Origin of the sequence: Nonomuraea sp. NPDC001636, assembly GCF_040298265.1 — a bacterium.
Lineage (GTDB): Bacteria > Actinomycetota > Actinomycetes > Streptosporangiales > Streptosporangiaceae > Nonomuraea.
This window is the reverse complement of record NZ_JBEOZT010000006.1, coordinates 126,665-151,592: the sequence shown is the minus strand read 5'-3', so window position 1 is coordinate 151,592 and position 24,928 is coordinate 126,665. Positions and strand designations below refer to the sequence as shown.

The 24,928-nt window shown below is 73.1% G+C and carries 22 protein-coding genes and 1 riboswitch; of the genes, 12 read left to right on the top strand and 10 right to left on the bottom strand.

Going from position 1 to position 24,928, the window contains the following annotated elements; all coding sequences use genetic code 11:
• Window positions 1-5 precede the first annotated feature (5 nt).
• The gene (locus tag ABT158_RS14805; RefSeq protein WP_352353319.1) at window positions 6-1,730 is read right to left on the bottom strand and encodes a DEDD exonuclease domain-containing protein; all 1,725 of its coding nucleotides are present in this window, start codon (window positions 1,728-1,730) and stop codon (window positions 6-8) included.
• Between the two features lie 136 nt (window positions 1,731-1,866).
• On the opposite strand from ABT158_RS14805, the gene ABT158_RS14800 reads away from it, so the two are divergent.
• The 3 genes from ABT158_RS14800 (at window position 1,867) to ABT158_RS14790 (ending at window position 6,601) form a co-directional block, all read left to right on the top strand.
• Complete coding sequence (locus ABT158_RS14800) at window positions 1,867-3,372, top strand: serine/threonine-protein kinase (RefSeq protein WP_352353317.1); 1,506 nt, start codon at window positions 1,867-1,869, stop codon at window positions 3,370-3,372.
• The gene (locus ABT158_RS14795; protein ID WP_352353315.1) at window positions 3,362-4,804 is read left to right on the top strand and encodes a serine/threonine-protein kinase; all 1,443 of its coding nucleotides are present in this window, start codon (window positions 3,362-3,364) and stop codon (window positions 4,802-4,804) included. The genes ABT158_RS14800 and ABT158_RS14795 overlap by 11 nt, the downstream gene beginning before the upstream one ends.
• A gap of 333 nt (window positions 4,805-5,137) precedes the next feature.
• Window positions 5,138-6,601, top strand: a complete 1,464-nt coding sequence (locus ABT158_RS14790; RefSeq protein WP_352353313.1) for a hypothetical protein — start codon at window positions 5,138-5,140, stop codon at window positions 6,599-6,601.
• Window positions 6,602-6,801: 200 nt separating this feature from the next.
• On the opposite strand, the gene ABT158_RS14785 is transcribed toward ABT158_RS14790, so the two are convergent.
• The 3 genes from ABT158_RS14785 to ABT158_RS14775 are packed head-to-tail and all read right to left on the bottom strand — an operon-like array spanning window position 6,802 to window position 9,199.
• Window positions 6,802-8,463 carry a PH domain-containing protein gene (locus ABT158_RS14785; protein WP_352353311.1) on the bottom strand — a complete coding sequence of 554 codons (1,662 nt, stop codon included), beginning with the start codon at window positions 8,461-8,463 and terminating at the stop codon, window positions 6,802-6,804.
• On the bottom strand, window positions 8,460-8,951 hold the full coding sequence (locus ABT158_RS14780) for a PH domain-containing protein (protein ID WP_352353309.1): 492 nt from the start codon (window positions 8,949-8,951) through the stop codon (window positions 8,460-8,462). Before ABT158_RS14780 ends, ABT158_RS14785 begins: the two co-directional genes overlap by 4 nt.
• Complete coding sequence (locus ABT158_RS14775; RefSeq protein ID WP_352353307.1) at window positions 8,948-9,199, bottom strand: hypothetical protein; 252 nt, start codon at window positions 9,197-9,199, stop codon at window positions 8,948-8,950. The genes ABT158_RS14780 and ABT158_RS14775 overlap by 4 nt, the downstream gene beginning before the upstream one ends.
• Window positions 9,200-9,310: 111 nt before the next feature.
• On the opposite strand from ABT158_RS14775, the gene ABT158_RS14770 reads away from it, so the two are divergent.
• Complete coding sequence (locus ABT158_RS14770) at window positions 9,311-10,534, top strand: sensor histidine kinase (protein WP_352353305.1); 1,224 nt, start codon at window positions 9,311-9,313, stop codon at window positions 10,532-10,534.
• 14 nt (window positions 10,535-10,548) lie between these two features.
• Window positions 10,549-11,205 (top strand): response regulator, encoded by a 657-nt coding sequence (locus ABT158_RS14765; protein WP_352353303.1) that lies wholly within the window; start codon window positions 10,549-10,551, stop codon window positions 11,203-11,205.
• On the opposite strand, the gene ABT158_RS14760 is transcribed toward ABT158_RS14765, so the two are convergent.
• Window positions 11,195-12,274 carry a phosphotransferase family protein gene (locus tag ABT158_RS14760; protein WP_352353301.1) on the bottom strand — a complete coding sequence of 360 codons (1,080 nt, stop codon included), beginning with the start codon at window positions 12,272-12,274 and terminating at the stop codon, window positions 11,195-11,197. The genes ABT158_RS14765 and ABT158_RS14760 overlap by 11 nt on opposite strands.
• A 144-nt stretch (window positions 12,275-12,418) precedes the next feature.
• On the opposite strand from ABT158_RS14760, the gene ABT158_RS14755 reads away from it, so the two are divergent.
• Both ABT158_RS14755 and ABT158_RS14750 read left to right on the top strand, forming a co-directional pair.
• Window positions 12,419-13,741: an NYN domain-containing protein gene (locus tag ABT158_RS14755; RefSeq protein ID WP_352353299.1), complete on the top strand. Its 1,323-nt coding sequence runs from the start codon at window positions 12,419-12,421 to the stop codon at window positions 13,739-13,741.
• Window positions 13,742-13,873: 132 nt separating this feature from the next.
• Entirely contained in the window at window positions 13,874-14,800 is a 927-nt protein-coding gene (locus tag ABT158_RS14750; RefSeq protein ID WP_352353297.1) for a C40 family peptidase, read from the top strand.
• A 116-nt stretch (window positions 14,801-14,916) separates the two neighbouring features.
• Here the strand turns inward: ABT158_RS14750 and ABT158_RS14745 are convergent, their stop codons facing one another.
• Window positions 14,917-15,147, bottom strand: a complete 231-nt coding sequence (locus ABT158_RS14745) for a hypothetical protein (protein WP_352353295.1) — start codon at window positions 15,145-15,147, stop codon at window positions 14,917-14,919.
• A 2-nt stretch (window positions 15,148-15,149) separates the two neighbouring features.
• Window positions 15,150-15,313, top strand: a riboswitch (cyclic di-AMP (ydaO/yuaA leader).
• A gap of 160 nt (window positions 15,314-15,473) precedes the next feature.
• Between ABT158_RS14745 and ABT158_RS14740 the strand changes: the two genes are divergently transcribed.
• The 4 genes from ABT158_RS14740 to ABT158_RS14725 all read left to right on the top strand — a co-directional run bounded on the left by ABT158_RS14740 (window position 15,474) and on the right by ABT158_RS14725 (window position 19,817).
• Complete coding sequence (locus ABT158_RS14740) at window positions 15,474-15,917, top strand: C40 family peptidase (RefSeq protein ID WP_352353293.1); 444 nt, start codon at window positions 15,474-15,476, stop codon at window positions 15,915-15,917.
• A gap of 206 nt (window positions 15,918-16,123) precedes the next feature.
• Window positions 16,124-16,957, top strand: coding sequence for a gluzincin family metallopeptidase (locus tag ABT158_RS14735; RefSeq protein WP_352353291.1), 834 nt, complete (start codon window positions 16,124-16,126; stop codon window positions 16,955-16,957).
• Window positions 16,958-16,968: 11 nt separating this feature from the next.
• Complete coding sequence (locus ABT158_RS14730) at window positions 16,969-18,726, top strand: M48 family metallopeptidase (RefSeq protein WP_352353289.1); 1,758 nt, start codon at window positions 16,969-16,971, stop codon at window positions 18,724-18,726.
• Entirely contained in the window at window positions 18,723-19,817 is a 1,095-nt protein-coding gene (locus tag ABT158_RS14725; protein WP_352353287.1) for a glycosyltransferase family 4 protein, read from the top strand. The genes ABT158_RS14730 and ABT158_RS14725 overlap by 4 nt, the downstream gene beginning before the upstream one ends.
• Window positions 19,818-19,825: 8 nt before the next feature.
• On the opposite strand, the gene ABT158_RS14720 is transcribed toward ABT158_RS14725, so the two are convergent.
• From ABT158_RS14720 to ABT158_RS14710, 3 genes are read right to left on the bottom strand one after another with little or no spacing between them, the layout of a single operon-like run.
• Complete coding sequence (locus ABT158_RS14720; RefSeq protein WP_352353285.1) at window positions 19,826-20,743, bottom strand: carbohydrate ABC transporter permease; 918 nt, start codon at window positions 20,741-20,743, stop codon at window positions 19,826-19,828.
• Window positions 20,740-21,612, bottom strand: coding sequence for a carbohydrate ABC transporter permease (locus tag ABT158_RS14715; RefSeq protein ID WP_352322927.1), 873 nt, complete (start codon window positions 21,610-21,612; stop codon window positions 20,740-20,742). Before ABT158_RS14715 ends, ABT158_RS14720 begins: the two co-directional genes overlap by 4 nt.
• On the bottom strand, window positions 21,612-22,898 hold the full coding sequence (locus ABT158_RS14710; RefSeq protein WP_352353283.1) for an ABC transporter substrate-binding protein: 1,287 nt from the start codon (window positions 22,896-22,898) through the stop codon (window positions 21,612-21,614). The genes ABT158_RS14715 and ABT158_RS14710 overlap by 1 nt, the downstream gene beginning before the upstream one ends.
• A 182-nt stretch (window positions 22,899-23,080) precedes the next feature.
• Here ABT158_RS14710 and ABT158_RS14705 point away from each other — a divergent pair, with 182 nt between their 5' ends.
• Window positions 23,081-23,863 (top strand): DeoR/GlpR family DNA-binding transcription regulator, encoded by a 783-nt coding sequence (locus ABT158_RS14705; RefSeq protein ID WP_352353281.1) that lies wholly within the window; start codon window positions 23,081-23,083, stop codon window positions 23,861-23,863.
• A 134-nt stretch (window positions 23,864-23,997) separates the two neighbouring features.
• Here ABT158_RS14705 and ABT158_RS14700 read toward each other — a convergent pair whose 3' ends face one another.
• On the bottom strand, window positions 23,998-24,891 hold the full coding sequence (locus ABT158_RS14700) for an aldo/keto reductase (protein WP_352353279.1): 894 nt from the start codon (window positions 24,889-24,891) through the stop codon (window positions 23,998-24,000).
• Window positions 24,892-24,928 lie beyond the last annotated feature (37 nt).

Genomic DNA, 24,928 nt, shown 5'->3' with positions numbered 1-24,928 from the left:
TCCGGTCATCGCAAAGGCCGTCCCTCTCGGTCGCGGCGCTGATCAAGCCCGCGGTAGGCCAGGTCGATGCGGGCCTTGTGGCGGGCGGCGCCCCGGGCGGGCATCGACCACACGCCGTCGACCTCGACCAGCCGCACGCCCGGCGACTCCAGCCAGCGCAGGATGCACTCGGTCTCCTCGGCGCTGGCCGCGTGGACCGGGCCCGGACCCGGGATGACGGCCTCGGCCATGGCCTTGAGCGAGGCGACGAACGGCGTGGGGTGGGCGCCCTTCGGCATCACGCCCGCCGCGGCCAGCCGCCCGTAGCGGACGACGTGGATGTCCCAGCCGCCGTCGAAGGCCGGGCTGGCGGCCACGAGCTCGGGGATGCGGGTGATGGCGGTCAGGCGCTGCATGCGGGCCGCCGCCCGGACGAACGCGGCCAGCCGGTCGCGGTCGACGGACGCCTCCTCGTAGCGCTGCTCGACCGACAGGCGCTCCATGCGGGCCGAGACGGCGGTGTAGACGAGCGAGGCGTCGGAGGTCATGGCCCGGCGGGCGCTCTCGACGTGCGCGGCGTACTCCTCCGGGCTCTCCTTGCCCGCGCAGGGCGCGCCGCAGCGGCCCATCTCGTGCAGGACGCAGGCCGCCCGGCGGGTGCGCAGGCTGATCGGCTGGGTGCACTGGCGCAGCGGCACGGCCTCGTGCAGGGCGATGCGGGCCTCGTCGGCCAGGCGGGAGCTGCTGAACGGGCCGAGGTAGGTGGCGTCGTCGTCCTTCAGCTCGCGCACGATCGACAGGCGGGGGAAGGGGCCGGCGGTGAGCTTGAGCCAGACCACCTTCTCCGGGAAGCGCGAGCGGCGGTTGTAGCGCGGCTTGGCGCCGCCGATCAGCCGCAGCTCCCTGACCTCGGCCTCCAGCCCGGTGGCGCAGACGACGTGGCGCACGCGCTCGGCGATGCCGATCATCTCGCGGATGCGCGGGCGGGTCTCGGCGGCCGTGAAGTAGGAGCGCACGCGGTTGCGCAGGTTGGTGCTCTTGCCGATGTAGAGCACCTCGCCGCGGTCGTCCTCGAAGAAGTAGACGCCGGGGGCGTGCGGGACGGACTCGGCCAGGTGGCGCTTGCGCTGCTGCTCCGGCGTGGGGGCCCGGACGAACGACTTCAGCTCCTCCAGCGTGTGGACCTGGAAGGAGCCGGCCCGCTCGATCAGACCGTGGAGCACGTCGACGGTGGCCCTGGCGTCCTGCAGGGCGCGGTGGCACGGCTCGGTGGGGCTGCGGAAGAAGCGGGCGAGCGTGGACAGCTTGGCGTTGGGCGTCTCGTCGCGGGTCAGCACCCGCCGGGCCAGGTCGACGGTGTCGACGACCGGGTTGGCGGGCGGGGGGTAGCCGTGGGCGGCGCAGGCGGCCTTGACGAAGCGGGTGTCGAAGCCCGCGTTGTGGGCCACCAGCGTGGAGCCCTTGATGAACTCCAGGAAGCTCGGCAGCACCGCCTCGATGCGCGGGGCGGCCACCACCATGGCGTCGGTGATGCCGGTCAGCACCGAGATGAACGGCGGGATGGGCCCGCCGGGGTCGACCAGGGTGGAGAACTCGCCCAGCACCTCACCCGCCCGCACCTTGACCGCGCCGATCTCGGTGATCGAGTCTTCGGCCGGCGAGCCGCCGGTGGTCTCCAGGTCGAACACGACGAACGTGACGTCGCTCAGCGGGGTGCCGAGCTCGTCGAGGGTGCCTTGTACCGCGTCCACGTTCCAAGACCATAGAGAGGGGGACCGACAGTTACTCCGCCGGACCACGCCGGAGCGTGGGGACGGGGGGCCTGGACGGCATGGGGGGACGTGCTCGAATAACCATCCTTCTTGATCCTTAGTTACCCTTCCCTTTATGTCCGCGGGAAGACTTGCCGGCCGCTACGCCCTGCTGCGCCCACTCGGCGCCGGCGGCATGGGGAAGGTGTGGCTGGCCAAGGACGAGATGCTCGACCGCGAGGTCGCGGTCAAGGAGCTCACCCTGCCCGAGGGCATGCCGTCCAAGGACCGCGCCGACGCGGTCACCAGGGCCGTGCGCGAGGCGCAGGCCACCGCCCGGCTGCGCCATCCCGGCATCGTGGCGCTGCACGACGTCATCGTCGAGCACGAGCGACCGTGGCTGGTCATGGAGCTGCTGCGGGGCCGTACGCTGGCCGACACCGTGCGCGAGTTCGGCCCCATGCCGCCCGAGTACGCCGCCCGCGTCGGCGCCGACGTGCTGGAGGCGTTGCAGGCCGCCCACGCCCAGGGGCTGCAGCACCGCGACGTCAAGCCGGGCAACGTGTTCCTGACCGACAGCGGCAGGGTGGTGCTGACCGACTTCGGCATCGCCCGGCAGGAGGGGCAGGCCGCGCTCACCGAGCAGGGGCTCATGATCGGCTCGCCCGGGTTCATCGCGCCCGAGCGGCTGGAGGGCGAGCCCGGCGGCCCGTCCAGCGACCTGTGGTCGCTCGGCGCGACCCTGTTCGTCGCCGTGACCGGCGGGAACGCCTACCAGGGCTCGATCGCCGAGCGGGTCAGGGCGACCGTGACGCAGCCGGTGCCGGTCGCGCCGGGGCCGCTCGGGCCGCTGCTGGCCGCCATGATGGCGCGCCATCCTGACGCCCGTCCCGATCCGCGCAATGTCGTGCACGCGCTCAGGCAGGTGGCCGCGGGCGGCCCGCCGCCGGTCCTGGCGGCAGGCGAGCAGGCGACCGCGCCCCGCCGGGTGGGGCGGCGCGGGCGGCGGCCGCTGCTGCTGTGGGGGGCGGTCGCGGCGGTGCTCGTGGTCGCCGCCGGGGCCACCGGCTTCGTCGTGCTGCGCGACGACGACGGGCCGCCGGCCGCGTTCACCGTGCCGATGGACGTGTGCACCCTTCTCACCCCGCAGGACGTCGGCGGCCTGCTGCGCACCCAGAGCCCGCCCAAGGCCCAGCCGGACAGCGACGAGGTGGGCCCCGAATGCGGCTGGCCGGCCGCAGGCACCGGCATCGGGCTGCAGGTGCAGAAGGACTCCGACACCGTCGATCCCTGGTCGATGACCGCCGCCACGGCCCGCACCCTGTTCCAGAACCAGAAGCGCTACTGGGCCAAGTACGACCAGATCGACTGGACCTGGCCGGAGATCGGCGTCAAGTCCGACATGCGGTCCACTCGCACCCCCGTCCACGACCTGGCGGGCCTCGGCGAGGAGGCGTTCGCGTTCGAGCTGAAGGGCAAGACCGGCCGGGTCCACTCGGCGCACGTCTACTACCGGATCGCCAACCTGGTGGTGGCCGTCCAGTACGCCACCCTGGCCGACAAGCCGACCGACGAGGACGTCCGGCAGGCGGCGATCAAGGCGGCCCGGGCCAGCGAGCAGGCGTTGCGCCGTGCGAAGTGACCACTACCTGCTGGCCGGCCGCTACCGGCTGGTCGAGCAGCTCGGGCAGGGCGGCGCGGGCACGGTGTGGCGGGCGCTGGACGAGACGCTCGACCGCGAGGTCGCCGTCAAGCAGGTGCGGGTGCCGCCGGGGCTGAGCCCCCACCAGCGGGCCGAGTTCGCCGGTCGCGCCATCCACGAGGCCAGGTCGGCCGGGCGCCTGCGCGACCCGGCCATCGTGCTCGTGCACGACGTGGTGCTCGACGGCGACCAGCCGTGGATCATCATGGACCTGGTCACCGGCCGGTCCCTGGACAAGGTGATCAGGGAGAACGGGCCGCTGCCGCCCCCGTACGCGGCCCGCATCGGGCTGCAGGTGCTGTCGGCGCTGGAGGTCGCGCACTCCCACGGCATCCTGCACCACGACGTCAAGCCGGCCAACATCCTGCTCGACGCCGACGGCTCGGCCATGCTGACCGACTTCGGCATCGCCGTCCCCATGGGCGGTCAGGGCGACGGCGCCGGCAGCGGCGGCTCGCCCGGCTACATGGCGCCCGAGCGGCTCAACGAGCAGGCGCCGGGCCCGGAGTCCGACCTGTGGTCGCTGGGCGCGAGCCTGTACACCGCCGTGGAGGGGCGGGCGCCGTTCGAGCGGCAGCTGCCCGCGGCGGTCGCGGCGGCGGTGCTGCTGCACGACCCGCCCTTCCCCGCGCGGGCGGGCCGCGAGTTCGGCGGTCTGCTCATGGCGATGCTGGCCAAGGAGCCCGCCGCCCGTCCCACGGCGGCCCAGGTCCGGCAGGTGCTCAGCGGCGCGCCGGTGCGCTCTGGCCCGGTTCCCGGGCGTCGCCGGCGGTGGTTGCTGCCGGTGGCCGTCGCGTCCGGCGTCGCGGTGCTCGGCGCCGGCTGGTACGCCGTCGACGCCCTGGCCGGTCAGCCGGAGACCGGCCGGTACGCCGCCGCCCCCGACCCCTGCCGCCTGCTGAGCGACGCCCAGGCCGCCGAGCTGGCGAAGGGCGCCGTCCGGCGCAGCGCCACGCGTGACGGCGAGTGCCAGTGGGTCGCGGGGCTGGAGGAGCGGCGAGGCCGGCGGATCACCGTACGGACCTGGATCGAGAAGCCCGACGGCGACCTCGGCGGGCCGCAGGTGGCCGCGCGCCGGTTCACCAGCGAGAAGGGCACCAGGAACGCGGCGCAGGGCACCCGGGCGCGGATGGCCGCCGGTGAGGTCGTGGACGTCGCGGGGGTGGGGGAGGCGGCGTTCGTGCAGAACCGGTTCGAGCTGTTGATGACCTCCAGCACGGTCGGCCGGTCCGACAGCGTCGTGCTCTTCCGGTCCAGCAACCTGCTCGGCGAGGTGGTCTGGCACCGCGACGACGTGTCGGTCAAGACGCCGGTCGACAAGGAGACGGCGCTGCGGATCGCCCGGGTGGTCTCCGGGGCGCTGCCGGGATGATCGTCGTGCGTGCTGCAAGGGGCGTTTCGCCATGTCTCACCGCAAGTCAGGGCAATCTCAGGAGTCGCAGTGAATCCCGGTAGCGAGTACGAGCCGCCGACCACCCCTCATCCGGTGCCGGGCAGGCGGTTCGAGCCGCAGGGAAGGCCGCCGACGCCGCCGTCCGGCCCGCCCCCCGCACCGCAACCGGGCCCGCTTCCTGCACCGCAACCGGGCCCGCCGCCTCGCCCGCAGCCGGGGCCGCAAGCGGGTCCGCAGTCCGGTCCGCAGTCCGGTCCGCAGCCCGGCCCGCAGTGGGGGCCGCCGTCGGAGCCGCAGTGGGGGCCGTCGTCGTTGCCGCCCACCGGGCCGATGGGCGGGCCGCCCGCCGGTCGGCCGGGACGCCGCCCGGCGTGGTTGCTGCCCGCCCTCGCCGCGGCCCTGGTGGTGGTCGTGGCCGGCGGCGGCGTGGGGGCCTACCTGCTGCTGTCCGGCAAGGGCGGCGGCGGGACGGCCGCCGGCCCGTCGTCGTCGGGGGCGCGGTCGGTGGTGCCGGCCGCCGCCGTGCCCGGCCCGGACGCCTGCTCGATGCTGCCCGCGGACGAGGCCGAACGGCTGGCGCCCGGCGCGACGGTGAGCAAGTCCTCCAGGGACTCCGACTACACCGTCGCCTTCACCTGCAACTGGCAGAACCAGCGCATCTCGTTCGGCGAGTTCTGGCGCAGCCGGGAGATCGACGTCAGGATCGAGCAGCACAAGGGCGAGGGCGCCAAGACCGGCCGCTCGATGGCCCAGAACTCCTACGAGATGGACTACCGCGGCGCCAAGTACGGCGCCACCGCCAAGCCCTCGCTCGACCCCGACGAGAAGGAGTACGTCTCCCCGGTGAAGGACGTCCCCGGCGTCGGCGAGGGGGCGTTCGCCCAGTACACCTGGCGGCGCGACGGCAAGCTGCTGTGGTACTCCTTCGGCCAGGCCCACGCCCAGGTCGGGGACATGACGATCCGGGTCAAGTTCCAGGCCGGGCAGCAGCGCAAGGACGCGCAGATCCTGTCCAACGAGAGCACCAGGTCCATCACCGAGGAGAACGCGATCCGCGAGGTCAGCGGCCTGATCGCGTACTTCGCCAAGGGGGTGGCCGCCTGGCAGGCGCAACACCCCGGCGTGCTGGCCAAGCCCGACCAGGCCCCGGCCACCACCCAGAGCCCGGCCGCCCGCCCGACGCCCTCGCCCACGGAGCTGGCCGCCTTCCCGCCCGCCTGCCAGGCCGTCACGCAGGCCGCCACCCGCCTGGTGCCGAAGCCCGCCACCAGGGCGCGCGCCACCGAGTCGGGCAACGACGACGAGACCGAGTGCCGCTGGCTCAACCTCGACCTGCCGGGCACGGCCGGGAACGTCAGGATCCGCAGCATGCTGATCACCACCCACCGCTTCACCAACCGGGCGGGCGCGATCGACCCGGGCGCGGCCAAGGCGTACTACGCCGGCGAGTACGGCGGCGACAAGAACACCGCCGGATCGTCCATCGGCGGCATCACCTGGGGCGAGCTGAGCGACATCAAGGGGCTCGGCGAGCAGGCCTACGGCCAGTTCGTGGAGACCAGGCAGGGGGAGGTGTCGGCCTCCAGCGGCACGGTGATCGCGCGTACCGGCGCGCTGGTGGTCAGGGTCGACTACTCCGGCTCCGAGCGGCCGAAGGGCGAGCCGGCGAACTCGCCCAAGGCCCGGCTCATGCCGCGCAAGGAGGCGCAGGACGGCGCGCTCGCCCTGGCCAGGGCATACCTGGCCGAGCTGGCCAGGCAGCCGGCCGGAAGCTGAGCCCGCGCGGACCCCGCGACCGGCAGGCGACGCCGGTCCTGGCACCACGCGGGGATCATCCGCCCGGCGGGCGATCTACGTCAACGGTCAACAAGGCTGCAACTCGGCTGCAAGCGCGACAAATAGCGTATTGACCAGAAAGCCGCCGGGCCGCGCGATCACGGCTTGTCCGCTACAGGGGCATGGGCAACCGTGGTGGATCACGCGGCCTGCCGCCCGCCGCCCTGTCCGCCGCCCTGTCCGCCGCCCTGTCCGCCGTCCTGTCCGCCGCCCTGTCCGCCGCCCTGTCCGCCGTCCTGTCCGCCGGTCAGGAACGGCTCCAGCAGGCCCGGCACCGCGCGTGCCGCCAGGTCGAGCCCGTCGCCGCGGCCCACGTCCAGCACCTCGTAGTGGCCGCCGCCCGCGGCCGTGCAGGCCGAGACGGTCAGCAGGCCCGAGCGCCGCTGGAAGAACGACTGCCGGAACGTCCAGCCGGTGATGCCGGCCCGGTCCAGCGCCACCGTACGGCGGACGAGCGCGCCGCGGCGCGTGACCAGGTGCCGCGGGCCCAGCGCGTGACCGAGCGCACGCCGGCTCTCGGCGGCCAGCCACAACCCCGCCGGGAGCGCCAGGACGGGCGCCGCCCACACCCACGCCCGCGGCCACGACGCTGGCAGCAGCCACCAGGCGAGCCCCGCGCCCGCCGCCAGCACGACCACGGCCACCAGCGCCCGCACGACCCGCCGCCGCCCGGCCGCCACCGGATGCGCGACCAACGACGCAACCCCCGCGCCGACCCCCGCGCCGACCTCGGCGCCGACCCCCGCGCCGACCCCTGTGCCGTCCCTCGTGCCGATTCCCGTCCTGGCTTCGGGGCCCGCCGTCGTGTTCGCGATCGCGGCGGCGACGCGGGCGGCCTCGGCGCGGGGGAGCGGCGGGGTGAGGGCGGCCACGTCCTCGGTCTCGTCCTCCGTCTTGGCCAGGCCGGTGGCGACGGCCTTGACCCGGGCGCCGCCGCCCAGCCGCAGCAGCAGCGGCTCGCTGATCTCGACGCCGCGCAGCCGCCGTTCCTCCAGGGTCAGCGAACGCGTGGTCAGCAGCCCGCGGCGCAGCCTGAGCCGGCCGGGCTCGCGTTCCAGGCGGTAGCGGCCCCAGGACTCGGCGTACAGCAGGAACGCGCCGACCGCGCCGACGGCCGCGTTGACCGCCAGCACCAGCGGGACCGCGAGCCACGGCTGCGCGCTCACCCAGCCCCACAGGCCGCTCGCCGCCCGGTCGGTGAAGTCCTTGAGCCCGACGGCGCCGAGCCCCTTGTAGGCCGCGCCCAGGACCACGGCCGCCCCGGTGAACGTCCAGACCGACAGGGGCGCGTACCGGATCCACGACCAGCGCAGCTCGGCCAGGGGGCCGTCCTCGGGCGCGGGCGCGTCCTGGCGCAGCAGCGTGCGGCGCAGCATCTCGGCCGAGTGCCGGTCGAGGGCGTCCAGCACCAGCTCCGAGCCCTCGGCCGCGCGCTCGCCGGTGCCGACCTTGACCACGGTCAGGCCGAACGCCCGGCGCACCGGGTCGGCGCGCAGGTCCACGCTGCGCACCCGGTCCAGCGGGACCGCGCGGTGCTGCCGGACGGTCACGCCCGAGCGCAGTTCGAGCCGGTCGGCGGTGAGCCGCCAGGCGGTCGTCCGCAGCCGGGCCGCCTCGTAGGCCACAGCCCCCGCCACGATCAGCACGGCGGCCCCCGCGCACGCGGCGACGACGCCGCCCGCCTCCCAGTCCTGGCCCACCAGGAACCGCGCCAGCGCGGCCACGGCGCCGGCCACGAACGCCAGCGACCTGGCGGCCGCGTTCCACAGGCCCCGGCCCGACAGCCGCTGCCAGCCGGTCACGTCGCGTCCCCGGGCGTCGCCTGGGTGCGCGCGGTGAGCCGTTCGGCCAGGTCCGCGGCGAGCCGGTGGTCCAGCGCCGTGATCTTGACGGCCCCGGCGGAGGAGGCGGTGGTCACGATGACGTCGGCCAGCCCGAACAGCCGCTGTACCGGCCCCCGCTCGGTGTCGACCCGCTGGATCCGCGACATCGGCGCCACCTTCCACGTGTGCGTCAGCCACCCCTGGCGGACGTAGACCGCCTCCTCGGTGACCTCCCACCGCTGCATCCGGTAGGCCGCCCGCGGCTCGGCCAGCGCCACCAGCAGGCACGCCGCCGCGAACGCCCCCGCCGCCACCCCCAGCCCAGGCGTGCGCGGTGTGAACGCCAGGTACGCGCCCACGGCCGCCGCCGCCACCGGGACCATGAGGACGAGCCACTGCACCGTCCACCACGCCACCGCCCGGCGGTCGGGACGGTGCCGCGGCGGACGCAGCGCGGCCCCGCTCATCGGCCCTCCTCCGCCCCGCCGGCCGCCCCGCCGGCCGTCCGCCCGGCCGCGCCCGCCACCGAGAGCAGCGCGAACCCGAGCACGCCGAGCACGACGGCCGCGAACACCTCGTAACCGTCGAGGAAGGGCAGCACATTGACGACGAGCAGGCCGTGCGCCCACCCCCACCAGCCGAACAGCGTGTTGAGCAGCCCGCCGACCCCCTGCAGGATCAGCAGCCAGCCGAACACCTCCACCACCGCTTTCATGCCGTCCACACTCGCCGCCGCGGCGGCCCGCCCGCCTCGGCCATCGGTCTGCTGCGACACCGACTTTGGTCGCTGTCGCCGGCTCCCGCGCAGGGCATAACCTCGACGAATGTGAGGGAACTGCGGGGGGAGGGCGATCCGGCCCTGGAATACCGGTGGGCGTTGCCGTCCACGCTGCTCGGCGACGGGCGCGGGGGCCGGGTGCGGCGCTCGACCCATGACTGGATCTCCGACGCCGCGCTGTTCCTGCTGGCCTGCGGCGTGACGTTCATCAGCCTGGAGGAGATCAGGAACGAGCCCGAGCCGCTGCTGGTCGTCGAGCAGATCGTGGGGGCGCTGGCGTGCGCGGGGGTGTGGCTGCGGCGCCGCTGGCCGGTGGGGTTCGCGCTGGTGACGATCCTGCTGTCGTCCTACCTGGAGCTGGTCGGCGGGGCCTCGCTGGTGGCGCTGTTCACCGTGGCGGTGCACCGGCCGTTCAAGGTGTCGGGGCCGGTCACGCTGCTGGCGCTGGTCACCCTGGCCCCCTACGTGCTGCTGCGGCCCCAGGAGGACCTGACGCCGCTGTGGGGGGCGGCGTTCGGGATCACGATCGTGCTCACCGTCTACGCCTGGGGCATCGTCATCCGGGCCAGGCGGCAGCTCGTCTGGTCGCTCAGGCAACGGGCCGAGACCGCCGCCGAGGACGCCAAGCGGCTCGAACGCGAGCGCATCGCCCGCGAGATGCACGACGTGCTGGCCCACCGCATCTCGATGCTCAGCCTGCACGCCGGGGCGCTGGAGTTCCGTCCCGACGCGCCCGCCGAGGACGTCGCCAGGGCCGCCGGGGCGATCAGGAGCAACGCCCACCTGGCGCTCCAGGACCTGCGCGAGGTGATCGGCGTGCTCCGCCACACCCCGCCGGGGGCCGCCGACCCGGTTCCCGACCGGCCGCAGCCGACGCTCGCCGACCTGCCCGCGCTGGTCGAGGAGTGCCGCCAGGCCGGCATGGACGTCCGCCTCGACCTGGACGCCGCCGACGGCGTCCCGGCCGGGGTGGGCCGCAACGTCTACCGCATCGTGCAGGAGGCGCTCACCAACGCGCGCAAGCACGCGGGCGGCGCGCCGGTGGCCGTGGCGGTGGCCGGCGAGCCGGGCGAGGGGGTCTCGGCCGAGGTGCGCAACCCGGTGTGGACGCGGCAGGGGCCGCGCATGCCGGGCGCGGGCGCCGGGCTCATCGGGCTGACCGAACGGGCCGAGCTGGCCGGCGGCCGGCTGGAGCACGGCGTGACCGGCGGCGAGTTCCGGGTGCGCGCCTGGCTGCCGTGGCCGCCGGAGAAGGACGGGGACGGACGTTGACCGACGGAGGGCAGATGGACGCGCCGATCAGGGTGCTGATCGTGGACGACGACGCGATGGTGCGGGCCGGGCTGTCGATGATCCTCGGCGGGGCCGCGGACATCGAGATCGTGGGCGAGGCGGCCGACGGGGCCGAGGTGCCGCCGCGGGTGGCCGAGCACCGGCCGCACATCGTCCTGATGGACATCCGCATGCCGGGCGTCGACGGGCTCACCGCGACCGAGGCGCTGCGCCGCACCGCCTCGCCGCCCGAGGTCGTGGTGCTGACCACGTTCCACGCCGACGCCCAGGTCGTGCGGGCGCTGCGCGCGGGGGCGGCCGGGTTCCTGCTGAAGGACATCCCGCCCGGCGACCTGGTGGACGCCGTCAGGCGGGTGGCCGCGGGGGAGCCGATCCTGTCGCCGGCGGTGACCCGGCAGCTCATCTCGCACGTGTCCGACGGCGGCGGCCGCGACCGCACCGAGCGGGCGCGGGGGCTGCTCGGCCGGCTGAGCGAGCGGGAGCGCGAGGTCGCGCTGGCCGTGGGGCAGGGCAGGTCGAACGCCGAGATCGGGCGGGAGCTGTTCATGAGCGTGCCTACGGTCAAGGCGCACGTCTCGCGCATCCTGACCAAGCTCGACCTGAACAACCGGGTGCAGATCGCGCTGCTGGTCTACGACGCTAGCGGGTGAGCAGCTCCTCGATGGCGGCCCGGTGGAGCACCAGGTCGTCGGGGTCGTCCGGCATGGGCTGCTCGCCGAAGTGGATCCTGCGCTGCCACACCCGGGCCATGATGACGCCGTGGCGGAGGGCGGCGTACATCTCGTAGAAGTCGAGGTCGCGGGGCTCGTAGCCAGTTATTTCGCAATATTTCTGGCATACGTCGTCGCGGCGCATGAAGTCTGGCATGCCGGGCAGGCCCATCGCCACCGCGAGGTCCTGGAAGAAGCGGTGCAGGAAGATCATCCAGGAGACGTCCAGCTCGCGCGGGCCCACGGCGGCCATCTCCCAGTCGAGCACCGCCACCGGCGTGAAGTCGCGGTACATCACGTTGCCGATCCTGGCGTCGCCCCAGGTCAGGACGTCGGGGCCGGGGTCGTCCGGCCAGTGTGAGCCGAGCCAGTCGAAGGCCCGCTCCAGCACGGGGATCGGCCGCGCGCCGTGCGCCCACCGGTAGTAGGCGCGCTGGGCCTCGACGTGCGCGCGCAGGCCGTCCGTGCCGCCGGGGGCGAGCGGGCCGAGCACCGCGACGTCCTGCCCGGTGTACGGCGTCTCGTGCAGCGCCGCCACGAGCCCGACGCTCGCCTCCTGCAGCCGCCGCCGGTCGCCGGGGGAGGCGTCGTGCAGCCAGCCCCCGAACGTGTACGGCATGACATCGGGCGGCACGTCGCCCTCGGCCCGCTCCATGACGAAGAACGGCGTCCCGAGCGGCGCGGGGTCGGGCTCGAACCAGAGCGGCCTGGGCGCTGGGATCCCAGCTTTCTCCCTGGCCAGCCGCATCACCTCGAACTGGGCCCGCAGATCGTAGGAGGGGAACACCGGAACGGCTTCCGCCGCAGGTGCGAGCCTGGCCACGCACCGCCGCGTCCCGGCGGCCCAGGTGGCGGTGAAGAACAGCGTCTCGCTCGACATGCCGTTGCCGGAGGGCCGCGACAGCTCCGACACCGTGGCGTCCCCGCCGACCCGGCCGCGCAGCCAGCGGGACGCCCGCTCGCGCAGTTCCTCCAGGTCACGTGTGGACGTGCGCATCTGTTCCGTCACCGCTCACCTCCAGGCCGCACCGCTGCCCCGGCTCAGTCGTATACCCCCTACCAAGCGCTTGTCTAGGTTCAAGGGACCGTTACGGTCAGGTACGCAAGAGCCGTACCCTTGTCTGAAAGGGCATGTCACGAAGGGACAAGTGGGATGAGTTCAGCGGGTGAAGGCCTGTCTCGCCCGCTTCCCGAGCAGGTGCGCCTCAACGTCGTCGACCTGGCCGCGCAGGTTCTCGGCACGATGCCCGCCGTCTCCGTGCCGCCGCCGCTGCGCGGCATCGCCAAGTTCGACCCGCGCAAGCGCGCCAAGCTGGGCAGCGCGCCGATCGCCGCGCAACTGGAGAACGACAAGAAGTTCCGCGAACTGGTCGCCGAGTCCGTCGCCGCCGGATGGCCCGAGCTGGTCGCCGCGCTGGCCGAGGGCAGTGTGCCGCCCGCCGCCGACCCCGTGCTGGTGGCTGCCGCAGCCTATCTCACCAGGCCCCCCGGCTGGGCGGAGATGATCGAAACCGCCCGCGCCGACCTGGAGCAGTCCGCCGTGGCGGCCGAGGGGTCCGAGCGCGAGGAGGCCGTGACGCGGCTGCGCGAGCAGCTGGCCGCCCAGAAGACCGCCGCCAAGGAGGAGGCCGACCGGCTGCGCGAGCAGATCAAGGCGGCCCGCGCCGAGAACTCCGATTTGCGGCGCAAGCTCCACGACGCCCGCGAGCGGGCCAAGGCCGCCACCCGCAGGGCCGAGGAGATGGAACAGGCCGCCGACGACGCCCGGCACGCCGCCTCCACCGCCGGCAACGCGGGCGAGGCCGAGCTGCGCCGCCTGCGCGAGCGCCTGGCCGACGTGGAGAGGCAGCTCGAAGCCTCCCGCCGGGCCGCCCGCGAGGGCCGCAGCATCGAGGACGCCCGCATCAGGGTGCTGCTCGACGCCCTTCAGGACGCCTCGGCCGGGCTGCGCAGGGAGCTGGCGCTGCCCACCACGATCAGCAGGCCCGCCGACTCGGTCGCGGCCAGCACCGGCGAGCGTCCAGGGGTGCGCGGCGTGCCCGCGCGGGCCCTGGCCGACGACGACCCGCAGCTCCTCGACCAGCTCCTGGCGCTGCCGCAGGTCCACCTGATCATCGACGGCTACAACGTCACGAAGACCGGCTACGGCACGCTCACCCTCGCCGACCAGCGCAACCGGCTGATGACCGGCCTCGGCGGGCTGGTCGCCCAGACCCGGGTCGAGGTGACGGTGGTCTTCGACGGCGCCGAGCTCAACGCGCCGGTGCAGGTGGTGGCGCCGCGCGGGGTGCGGGTGCTGTTCAGCGCGCCGGGCGAGATCGCCGACGACCTGATCCGCCAGCTCGTCCGGGCCGAGCCGCCCGGCCGGGCCATCGCCGTCGTCTCCTCCGACCGCGAGGTCGCCGAGTCCGTACGCCGGATGGGTGCCAGACCGGTTCCGTCGGGTCTGCTGCTGCGCCGGTTGGGCCGCGCATAAGTTACGAATTAGCACTATTGGCAAGACCCCACCCGCCACTTCTGTACTATTTCGCCCCAGGTGTAATCCCTGGGAGGCGACGCTGTGAGGTTTGGCCGGGTGACGGTGGCCGCGGGTCTCGCGATCGGACTGATGACGGTCCCGATGGGTGCGGCGCTCGCTGATCCCAAGCCCACTCTCAAACAGGCCAAGGCCAAGCTGGAGAAGCTGAACGACAAGGCCGACAAGGTCGTCGACCGGTACAACACGGCGACCGAGAACTATAAGAAGGCCAAGGACGCCTACACCAGGCTCAACGACCGCTACAAGCAGAAGCTGCAGACGGTCGCCGACCTCCGCGCCGAGATCATCAGGGTGGCGGTGGACTCGTACAAGCTGGGCGGGGACGTCACCTCCCTGCCCGGCATGGTCGGCGTCGAGGACCCCGAGAACCTGCTGGCCGGGCTGGCCATGGCCGGGCAGCTCTCGCGCGAGCGGCTGGAGAAGCTGGCCGCCTTCGACCGCGAGAACAAGGGGCTCAAGGCCGAGCGCGACAACGCCGAGACCGCGCTCGCCGACGCCGACAAGGAGCGGGACGCCGTCCAGCGGGAGCGGGCCGAGGTGCTGAAGCTGGTCGGCCAGCAGAAGAAGCTCCTGGACAAGCTGGGGGCCTACAACCCGGGCAACCCCAACAGCACCGGCATCAAGTACACCGGTCCCGCCTCGGGCAGCGCGGCGGCCGTGCTGAACTTCGCCTTCGCCCAGGTGGGCAAGCCGTACATCTACGGGGGCACGGGCCCGCGCGGCTACGACTGCTCAGGGCTGACCCAGGCCGCCTGGCGCGCCGCCGGCGTCTCACTGCCGCGTACGACGTGGCAGCAGTGGGCCTGGGGCGCGAGCCGCAAGGTGGACCTCAAGGACCTCCAGCCGGGTGACCTCATCTTCAGCGAGGGGCTCGGGCACGTCAGCATCTACGCGGGCGGCGGCAAGATCGTCCATGCGCCGCAGACGGGCGACGTCGTCAAGGTCGTCCGCCTGGCCGACTACGGCCGTCCGCTCGTCGGAGCCATCCGCCCCTGACCCGGCCCCCGCCCGAATCGCGGGCGGGTTCGGCGTGCCCATGACCGCTGGGGCGAACGGGACAAACGGCGCGAAAGTGCCCTGACAATCAGGTGTGCCGGGAAGTGTGAGAAGGGTCACAAATCCGTAACGGAACCCTCAGCTCCAACAGGGGTTTCACCCTTTACTTGCACCTTTATCTGATCTTTACAGGCCGTGTCTCCCTTTGCCAAATCTTGACCCCTCGGCGTAGTTTCTGGCGTCGCGGTCAGCAAGCCATGCGCACCGCGGATCGACATCGGTACCCCCGATGCGGACCGAATAAAAATCCAGCGGTCGCCGCCGATATCCCCGTTCAGCACCACCATCGGGCGGCGACCTGCCGAGTCCGTGCAGCCAGGAGGCACGGAGCCGGGGACCCAACGATCCCGTAATCCCCCGGGATCAGGGGTGAATCGGCGCGTCTTCGCGCCGTAGGGCGACTTCCAGGCCCGAATCCGTCAGCTAACCCGGTAGGCGTTCGTGGAAGACACAAGGAGAAATCCTGTCTACCTCCCTGCATAACCCCCGTCTGTCCCGTCTTGCCCTGAGGGGCGTCGCACTCACGATGACCGTGACGGCCGGAGGTGCGGTTCTCCATGCCGTACCGGCCGGGGCGCAGACGGCGAACGAATCGGCCGCCAGGCTCACCGCGGTGTCCAGCACCGCCAAGGCGGCCACCGCCAGGTCGGCCAAGTCGGCGAAGACCGTCAGGTCGGCCAGAGCCGCTCGGCAGACGTCGAAGGCCCGCAGGGCCGTCGCCGTCGCCAAGCACCAGGTCGGCGACCCGTACCGGTACGGGGCCACGGGCCCTGGTGCGTTCGACTGCTCCGGACTCGTCCAGTACGCCTGGAAGAAGGCCGGGGTGCGGCTCCCGCGCGTGGCGAGCAGCCAGTTCGCCCGCATCAAGCGCAAGGTCTCCTGGCGCAATCTCAAGCCGGGCGACCTGATGTTCTTCAACGGGCTGGGCCACGTCGGCATGTACGTCGGCCACGGCAAGATGGTCCATTCGCCGCGGACCGGCGAACGGGTGCGCATCGACAAACTGGGCGGATGGCGGAAGTCGTCGTTCGTCGGCGCGGTGCGTCCCGGCGCGTGACAACGGGCCCCGCCCGGACCCTCCCCGGTCCGGGCCGGGGCCTGTCGCATGCCCGGTCCCGTGCAGAGGCCGGTCCTGTGAAGTGGCCGGTCCCGTGCAGAGGCCGGTCCGGCGAAAGGGCCCGGCGTCGTGAAGGCCCGGCGCCCATGCGGGGCCCGGTATCGCGGAAGGGGCAGGCAGGGGCGTGGGCCTACTAGCATCGGGCCGTGTCCTCGCAGGTGCGTCCGTCCCTCCGCGGGCCGCGTCTGCTCCTCTCGGTCCTGCTGCTGTTGACGGCGGTGCTCGTGATCGCCGACGCGCCGCCCGCCGCCGTCCTGCCCGCCGGGGCGCGCGGGTTGTGGAGCGACGGCGGTCAGGTGGCCCGCGGCGCGCGGTCCGTGGTCGTGGGGCACCGCGCAGAGCCCGCCGTGCTCGCCGATCTGGCCCGCCGCGCCGACCTCGCCGGACGGCGGGTGTCCGCGATGCTCGGCCGGCCGGTGCGCGCGCTGGTCGTCGTGCCGGACTCCGACGCCGAGGCGGCCGGGCTGGCGGGCACGGGCCCGCTGGACGGGCTGGCCGCGGTGGCCGACGGCGCCAGGGTGATCGTCGTGCCCGGCTCGTTCGCCCGGCTCACCCCCACGGGACGCGACGTCGTCCTCACCCATGAGCTCACCCACGTCGCCGCGGGCACCGACGGGCTGCCCGTCTGGCTCTACGAGGGGTTCGCCGACTACGTGGCCTACCGCGACGCCGGGCTCCCCGTCCGGACGGCCGCCGCCGAACTGGCCGCCGACGTACGGGCCGGCCGACTGCCGAGCGAGTTGCCCGGACCTGCGGCTTTCGCCCCCACGGCCGCCGATCCCGGACGGCTCGCGCGGGCGTACCAGGAGGCCTGGATGGCGTGTCGCTTCCTCGCAGACCGGTTCGGTGACGGGACCCTGGTACGGCTCTACCGTGATGCCCGCGTGGCCGGCGTCGATCAGGCGCTCGCCTCCGTGGGGCTCACCGCCGGGACGCTGGCGGCACGGTGGCGCGAGTACGTACGAGAGCAGCTCGCGTGAAGGGGAGGCAGATGAGCGAGCGGAACGACCCGCCCCGGGAAGGGGACGAGCCCGCCGGAGCGGTCGCCAGAGGGGCCGACGAGCCCGGCACGGCGGTCGCGGCGGCGCACGGCGGCGGTGTGGCCATCACGGACGACGGCGGAGACCGCCCCGGCGACGGTACGCCGCGGGAGCCGTCCGGCACCAACGAGCCCCCCGAGTCCCCGGGCCACCCCGACGACCCGGACGATCCGGACGCCCGCCCCGACGCCCGCCCCGACGCGGACGCCGACCCCGACACCGAGGACCCCCGTCACCCCCAACCCCCCACCCCCGACGACCGCCCCCACGCGACCCGCGCCGACGCCCCCGCCGCCGACGCCTCGGCCCCCGCGCAGGCCGCCGAGGGCACGGACGACCCCGGCAAGAGCCCCGAGAACCCCGACGCCCCGAGAACAGGCGGCAAGGACGACGGCAAGGGAACCGGCAAGCTGACGGGGACGGCGGAGCACCTGATCGCCCGCGAACGGCAACGCGCGGAATCCCGCTCCAGGCGCGCCGCCGGCGCCGCCCTGGCCCTGGTCGGCGGCGTGATCCTGGCCGTGGCCGCGTTCACCACCCCCTGGCGGGTCCTGGCGGCGGGCGCGCCCGCCGTCGCCCCCGACCCCGCCCGCGACTTCAGCGCCGCCCAGATCGCCAGGTCGCAGGCGTTCGACGCGGCCACCACCCTGCCCGGCTACATCTCGCTCGGCCTCACGGTCCTGTTCGCCGGGCTGCTGGTCCTGACGCCGTTCGCGGCCAAGGTGCTGGGCGTGCTCAGGGGCCCGTGGTGGGTGCGGGTGCTCCTCGGCGTGGTGGTGCTCACCGCGATCACCGAGCTGCTGAGGTGGCCGCTCGGCATGTGGTTCGAGACGATCCTGCGCGACTACGGCCTGTCCACCCAGGACTGGACGGGCTGGGCCGCCGACCGGCTCAAGAACACCGGCGTCAGCGTGCTGCTGATGGCCGTCATGCTGCTCGCCCTCGTGGCGCTGGCCCGCAAGGTGCGCCGCTGGTGGATCCCGGCCGCCGTGGGCGCGTTCGCGCTCACCCTGGGCGTGTCGTACGTCTACCCGGTGGTGTTCGAGCCGCTGTTCAACGACTTCACCTCCATGCCGCAGGGCTCGCTGCGGACGGAGCTGCTGGCCATGGCCGAGCGGGACGGCGTCCCGGTCGAGGACGTGCTGGTCGCCGACGCCTCGCGGCGCACCACGGCGCTCAACGCGTACGTGTCGGGCTTCGGGGCCACCCGCCGGATCGTCGTCTACGACACGCTGCTCAAGGCGCCGGAGTCGGAGGTCGAGCTGGTGGTCGCGCACGAGCTGGGCCACGCCAAGCACGCCGACGTGCTCGACGGCACGCTGCTCGGCGGCCTGCTGGCCGCCTTCGGGGCGATCGGCCTGTTCCTGCTGGTCGGGCCGCTGCGGCGGCGTACGGGGATCGCCTCGGTGGCCGACCCGCGCGCCATCGGCGTGCTCATGGGGCTGATGACGCTGGCCTCGCTGGTCTCCGACCCGGCCCAGAACCTGATCACGCGGCACGTGGAGGCGCGGGCCGACGTGCACGCCCTCGACCTCACCAGGGATCCGGCCACGTTCGTCGCGATGCAGAAACGGCTCGCCATAACCAACATTTCCGACTTGTCGCCGGATGCGGTGGAATATGTGCTCTATGCCTCCCATCCCTCCAGCCCCGAGCGCATCGCCCTGGCCCGCTCGTGGGCGAGACTGAACGGCGTCCCCGAACCGTGACCGACGTGGTCTTCGTGACGAACGACTTCCCGCCCAGGCCGGGCGGCATCCAGTCGTTCGTGCACGGACTCGCGCTCCGCACGCCGGGCGTGGCCGTCTACGCCCCCGCCTGGCCGGGATGCGAGGAGTTCGACCGGCGTCAGCCGTACCGGGTCGTCCGGCACCCGACGCGGCTGATGCTGCCCACCCCGGCCGTCGCGCGCAGGGCGGCCGGGCTGGTGGCCGAGCACCGCGCCGAGACCGTCGTCTTCGGCGCGGCCGCGCCGCTCGGCCTGCTCGCCCCCCGCCTGCGCGCGGCGGGCGCGCGGCGGGTGGTGATGCTCACCCACGGCCACGAGGCGTCGTGGGCGGGCGCGCCGGGCTTCCGCTCGGTGCTGCGCAGGATCGGCGCGCACGCCGACGTGGTGACCTACCTGGGCGACTACACGCGGCAGCGCCTGGCCGCGGCGATCCCGCCGCACAAGCTCGTCCGCCTGGCGCCCGGCGTGGACGTCGAGCAGTTCCACCCGGGGGCCGCCAAGGCGGCGCTGGGCCTCGACGGCCGGCCGGTGGTGGCCTGCGTGTCCCGGCTGGTCCCGCGCAAGGGCCAGGACCAGCTCATCCGGGCCTGGCCCAGGGTGCTGCGCGCGGTGCCGGACGCGGTGCTGCTGCTCGTCGGCGGCGGCCCGTACCGGTCGCGGCTGGAGCGCCTGGCGGGCGGGCACGAGTCGATCAGGTTCACCGGCACCGTCCCCGCCGCCAGCCTGCCCGGCTACTACGCGGCGGCCGACGTCTTCGCGATGCCCTGCCGCACCCGCTGGAACGGCGTGGACGTCGAGGGCCTCGGGATCGTCTTCCTGGAGGCGTCGGCGACCGGCCTGCCGGTGGTCGCGGGCAACTCCGGCGGCGCGCCGGACGCCGTCCGGCCCGGGGAGACGGGCCTCGTCGTGGACGGCGCGGACGTCGCGGACGTCGCCCAGGCCGTCGTCGACCTGCTGTCCGACCCCGCGCGGGCACGCAAGATGGGCGCCCGCGGCCGCGACTGGATCACCCGCGAGTGGACGTGGGAGCAGGTCGCCACCCGCTTCCACGCCCTGCTCCGTCCCGCCTGACCCTTGACCTAGCCCTTGGTCGAGCCCAGCGTGAGCCCGGCGACGAACTGCTTGTGCAGGAGCTGGAAGACGACCAGCGTGGGCAGCGCCACCAGCAGGGACCCGGCCGCCAACAGGTTGTAGTCGGTGAAGAACTGGCCGCGCAGGTTGTTCAGCGCCGAGGTCACCGGCAGCTTGTCGCCCGAGGACATCAGCACCAGCGCCCACAGGAAGTCGTTGTACATCCAGGTGAACTCCAGGGTGGCCAGCGCCGCCAGCACCGGCCTGCACAGCGGCAGCGTGAGCCGCCAGTAGCGCTTCCACACGCTCGCGCCGTCCACGAGCGCCGCCTCGGTGATCTCCTCCGGGATCGTCCGCATGAAGTTCGCGATGACGAAGACGCAGAAGCCGAACTGGAACGCCACGTGGATGAGGATCAGCCCGAGGTAGGAGTCGTAGAGCGACTGGGAGTCCGACAGCCAGGCGGGCAGCGGCACCAGCGTGTAGAGGGTGTAGAGCGGGGTGATGAGCACCTGCGGCGGCATCAGGTTCCCGGCGGTGAACACGATCAGCAGCGCCTTGCGCCCCGGGACGCGCACCCGCGCGACGGCGAACGCCGTGAACGAGGCCAGCAAGAGCGTGACCAGCACCCCGGGCACGACGATGATCAGCGTGTTCAGGTAGTAGCGGGGCAGCTCGGCCTGGCTCCACGCGTCGGCGTAGTAGCCCAGTGTGAGGTGCTCGGGCACCGACAGGTAGCCCAGCCGGGCGGTCTCCTCGTACGGCCGCAGCGAGGCGTAGACCGACAGGGCCAGCGGCAGCACCCAGCCCAGCGCGACCAGCGCGAGGAAGACGTGCAGCAGGATGCGCAGCGGCCGCACGGGCCGGCGCGCGGGCGGCCGCCGGTCCTGCGCCGGGGGAGCGGCGGCGGGCGCGGTGAGCGTCATCGCTCCTCCTTGAACAGCTGCGACAGGTACGTGACGATGAACCCCAGCGAGATCACCAGCAGGATCACGGCGATGGCCGAGCCGAAGCCGATGCGCCCGGCCTCGCCCACGATGTTCTCGGTGACCAGCACCGACAGCAGCTCCAGGCCGTTCCTGCCCTTGTTGACGGCGTAGACGACGTCGAACGCGCGCAGCGCCTCGATCACGGTGATGACCAGCACGATCACGTTGACCGGCCGCAGCGTCGGGAACACCACGCGGAAGAAGGCCTGCGCCTCGGTGGCCCCGTCGATGGCGGCGGCCTCCTTCAGCGCCGGGTCCACGGCCTTGAGCCCGGCCAGGTAGATGATCATGACGTAGCCGACGTGCCGCCAGCCGGCCGCGACCATCACCACCCAGATGTTGATCGACCGGTCGCCCAGCCAGTCCACGGTCAGGCCGGTGACCGCGTTCAGCACGCCGTAGTCGGAGGAGTAGACGAGCTGGGCGATGAAGCCCACCACGGCCAGCGACAACACGACCGGCAGGTAGAGCGCGCTCTGGTAGACCCGCGACCAGCGCAGCCGCCGGTCCAGCAGCACCGCGCAGAACAGCCCGAACGGCGTCGCGACCAGCCCCAGGAAGCCCAGCCACAACACGTTGTTGCGCACCGCCGACCAGAACGGCGGGTAGGCGGTGGCCAGGTCGTGGTAGTTGCGCCCGCCCACCCACTCGATCGGCCCGATGCCGTTCCAGTCGGTGCCGGACAGCGCGACGGAGGCCAGCGCGGGCCCCCAGATGAGGCCCACGTTGACGATGACGGCCATCCCCAGCCCGATGACCAGCACGGTCACGTCCCGGGCGGAGTAGCGACGGGTTTTGACGGTCATCAGCGGAAGATGTTGGCCTTCTGCTTCTCGATGCCCGCCAGCAGGGAGTCGATCTCGTTCGGTGCGCCGACGAACGCCTGCAGGGACGGGATCATCACGGTGGAGGCGAAGTCCGGCCGGGTGTCGCGGTCGAGGAACTGCGCCAGGTGGGTGGCCTGGGAGACCAGTTCGGCGCCGCGCTTCTGCAGGGCGCTGTAGCCGCTGGTGTCGGCCTTGGAGCTGGAGGCCAGCGTGCCCGGGTCGAGCTTGGTCGCCTCGTTCTGGGACGAGCCCTTGGCCAGGTGCTTGAGCAGGGCCTTGGCGCCGTCCACGTTCCGGGCCTTGGCCGAGATCATGTAGCCGTCGATGGGGGCGTCGATCGAGTCGGTGCCGTGGGCGGGGTCGATCTCGGGGAAGGTGAAGAAGTCGATGTCGTCCCGGTCGGCCTCGGGGAACTGCTGGGCGACGAACATGCCGAGCAGGATCATGCCGGTCTTCTTCTGCGCCAGCGACTGCCCGGCCTCCTGCCAGGTGCGCCCGAGCGCGGCCGGCTGGTGGTACTCCATCAGCCCCCGCCAGGTGTCGAAGACCTGCCTGACCCGGGGGTCGGTCCACGACTCCTTGCCGGCCATGAGCGAGATGTGGAAGTCGTAGCCGTTCGTGCGCATGTTGAGGATGTCGAACGTGCCCATCGCCGGCCAGCCGTCCTTGTCGGCGAACGCGATCGGGACCAGCCCGTCGGCCTTCATCCTCCTGGCCAGGGCGGTGAACTCGTCCAGGGTCCTCGGGGGCTCGTACCCCTTGGCCCGCCACAGGCTCTTGCGGTAGAAGACGGCCCACGGGTAGTAGGTGAACGGCACGAAGTACTGCTTGCCGTCGGTGCCGGTCGACTGGTCCTTGAACGCCTGCGTGTAGTCGCCGCCGATCTCCCGCCACACGTCCGAGATGTCGGTCGCCAGGCCCTGCTCGGCGAAGAAGCGCATCCGGTAGCCGGCGAACCAGGTGAACACGTCGTCGGGCGTGCCCTTGAGATAGCGGTTGATGTTCTCCTGGAACGTGTTGTGGTCGACCGTGTTGACCTTCGGGACGGCCTGGGTGAAGCCCTTGAGCACGGTCTCCAGGGCCTTCTTGGGGACCTCGTCGGAGGCGTTCGAGCCGATCGTGACCGTGCCCGTCCCGCCGCCGGACGACCCGCCCGGCCCGGCGGAGGGGCTGCCGGACCCGCACCCGACGAGGACGGCGGGCACGCCGAACGCGGCGGCTCCGAGGAGTAGACGGCGGCGGGAGATCGGCATGTGTCGGTCCATGGTGGTTCCTCCTTGCCGGACCCTTCAGATTCCCCCGAGTTCGCTCACACCCATTCATCGAAAGACGAAGCCCTACCGCTGTCAACGCACTGTTTCATGACGTTTTCGACGCATTCACTAGGTCGGTGTCATGTCATGATGCGGACGGGATGTGTCGGAACCTGTTGGGATCTGGTGATGCGATGCTCGCCCCGCAGCGTCAGCAGGCGATCCTGGACCTCGTCCGGCAGAACGGCGGTGTCAGGGTCGTGGACCTGGTGCGCACGTTCGGCGTCTCCGACATCACGATCCGGCGCGACCTGGAGCTGCTGGCCGAGCGCGGCCTGCTGGCCAAGGTGCACGGCGGCGCGACCACCATCGGCTCGACGAACGAGCCCGGCTTCGCCGCCAAGTCCGTGCAGCAGGAGCAGGAGAAGCAGGCCATCGCCGGGCACGCCGCCGCGCTCGTCCGCCCCGGCACGGCCGTGGCCCTGTCGGCCGGCACCACGACCTGGACGCTCGCCCACCACCTGGGCCAGGTCCCCGGCCTGACCGTCGTGACGAACTCCGTCCGCGTCGCCGACGTCTTCCAGCACGCCGGCCGTCCCGACCAGACGGTCGTGCTCACCGGCGGCGTGCGCACCCCGTCCGACGCCCTGGTCGGGCCGGTCGCGGTCGCCGCGATCCGCCGGCTCAACGTGGACCTGCTCTTCCTGGGCGTGCACGGCATGACCGCGAGGACGGGCTTCACCACCCCGAACATGATGGAGGCCGAGACCGACCGCGCGCTGGTCGAGGTGGCCTCCCGGCTCGTCGTGCTGGCCGACCACACCAAGTGGGGGACCGTCGGCATCAGCACGATCGCCGAGCTCGGCGAGGCCGACGTGGTCGTCTCCGACACCGGCCTGCCGGAGCCGGCCAGGCAGGCGCTGTCGGAACGGGCGGGCCGGCTCGTCCTGGCGGAGGCGCGGCCGGTCATGAGATGAGGCCGGTCATGAGATGAGGCCGGTCATGAGATGAGGCCGGTCATGAGATGAGGCCGGTCACGAGATGAGGCCCGTCACCGGCTGAGGGGCCGCCCAGCGGCCGCGCCGAGCCCCCCTTTTCCGGACAGGCGGCCTCAAGCGGCCGCCGCCGACAGCCGGTCGTACTGCTCGTCGGTGAGCTCGACCGACAGCGCCGCCACGTTCTCCTCCAGGTGCCCGATCGAGGAGGTGCCCGGGATCGGGATCACCGTGGGGGAGCGGCGCAGCAGCCAGGCCAGCGACGCCTGGGCCGGGGTGAGGCCGATCTCGGCCGCCACCGCAGCCAGCGGCGTGCCGGGCCCGGCGTGGGAGCCCGCCGCGATCGGGAAGAACGGCAGGAACGCGATGCCGTGCGCGGCGGCGTGGTCCACGACGTCCTCGTGCTGCCGGGTGGCCAGGTTGTACATGTTCTGCACGGCCGCGATCGGCGTGATCTCCGCAGCCTGGCGCAGCTCCTCGGCGCTCACCTCCGACAGGCCGATGTGCCGGACCTTGCCCTCGTCCCTGAGCTGCTTGAGCGCGCCGATCTGGTCGGCGAGCGGGTAGGCCGGGTCCAGGCGGTGCAGCTGGAGCAGGTCGATGCGGTCCACCCGCAGCCGGCGCAGGCTCAGCTCGGCCTGCTGGCGCAGATAGGCCGGATGGCCGAGCGGCACCCACTCGGCCGGCGAGGGCCGCAGCACGCCGATCTTGGTGGCCACCGCCACGCCGTCCCCGTACGGGTGCAGCGCCTCGGCGATCAGCTCCTCGTTGGCGCCGAGCGCGTAGGAGTCGGCGGTGTCGAAGAGGTTCACGCCCAGCTCGGCCGCCCGGCGCAACACGGCCACGGCGCCCGCCCGGTCCGCCGGCGCCTCCCAGATGGGCGCCTCCATCGCCGAGCGCGCGGGGTCGGGGGCGTCGGCCAGCCGCATCGACCCGTAGCCGATCCGGCGCACCTCCAGGTCTCCGCCAATGGTGAACGTCTGTACAGTTTCGCGAGGAATTTCTCTCATGGACGTCACGCTAGAAGTTCACATCGATGTGAGATGC

Coding starts and splice junctions, on each gene's coding strand:
- ABT158_RS14700 (WP_352353279.1), bottom strand. CDS start 24,891: ATGAGAGAAATTCCTCGCGAAACTGTACAGACGTTCACCATTGGCGGA.
- ABT158_RS14745 (WP_352353295.1), bottom strand. CDS start 15,147: ATGGTGGTGCTGAACGGGGATATCGGCGGCGACCGCTGGATTTTTATT.
- ABT158_RS14730 (WP_352353289.1), top strand. CDS start 16,969: ATGAGCGAGCGGAACGACCCGCCCCGGGAAGGGGACGAGCCCGCCGGA.
- ABT158_RS14720 (WP_352353285.1), bottom strand. CDS start 20,743: ATGACGCTCACCGCGCCCGCCGCCGCTCCCCCGGCGCAGGACCGGCGG.
- ABT158_RS14775 (WP_352353307.1), bottom strand. CDS start 9,199: ATGAAAGCGGTGGTGGAGGTGTTCGGCTGGCTGCTGATCCTGCAGGGG.
- ABT158_RS14715 (WP_352322927.1), bottom strand. CDS start 21,612: ATGACCGTCAAAACCCGTCGCTACTCCGCCCGGGACGTGACCGTGCTG.
- ABT158_RS14705 (WP_352353281.1), top strand. CDS start 23,081: ATGCTCGCCCCGCAGCGTCAGCAGGCGATCCTGGACCTCGTCCGGCAG.
- ABT158_RS14710 (WP_352353283.1), bottom strand. CDS start 22,898: ATGGACCGACACATGCCGATCTCCCGCCGCCGTCTACTCCTCGGAGCC.
- ABT158_RS14750 (WP_352353297.1), top strand. CDS start 13,874: ATGACGGTCCCGATGGGTGCGGCGCTCGCTGATCCCAAGCCCACTCTC.
- ABT158_RS14755 (WP_352353299.1), top strand. CDS start 12,419: ATGAGTTCAGCGGGTGAAGGCCTGTCTCGCCCGCTTCCCGAGCAGGTG.
- ABT158_RS14765 (WP_352353303.1), top strand. CDS start 10,549: ATGGACGCGCCGATCAGGGTGCTGATCGTGGACGACGACGCGATGGTG.
- ABT158_RS14800 (WP_352353317.1), top strand. CDS start 1,867: ATGTCCGCGGGAAGACTTGCCGGCCGCTACGCCCTGCTGCGCCCACTC.
- ABT158_RS14780 (WP_352353309.1), bottom strand. CDS start 8,951: ATGAGCGGGGCCGCGCTGCGTCCGCCGCGGCACCGTCCCGACCGCCGG.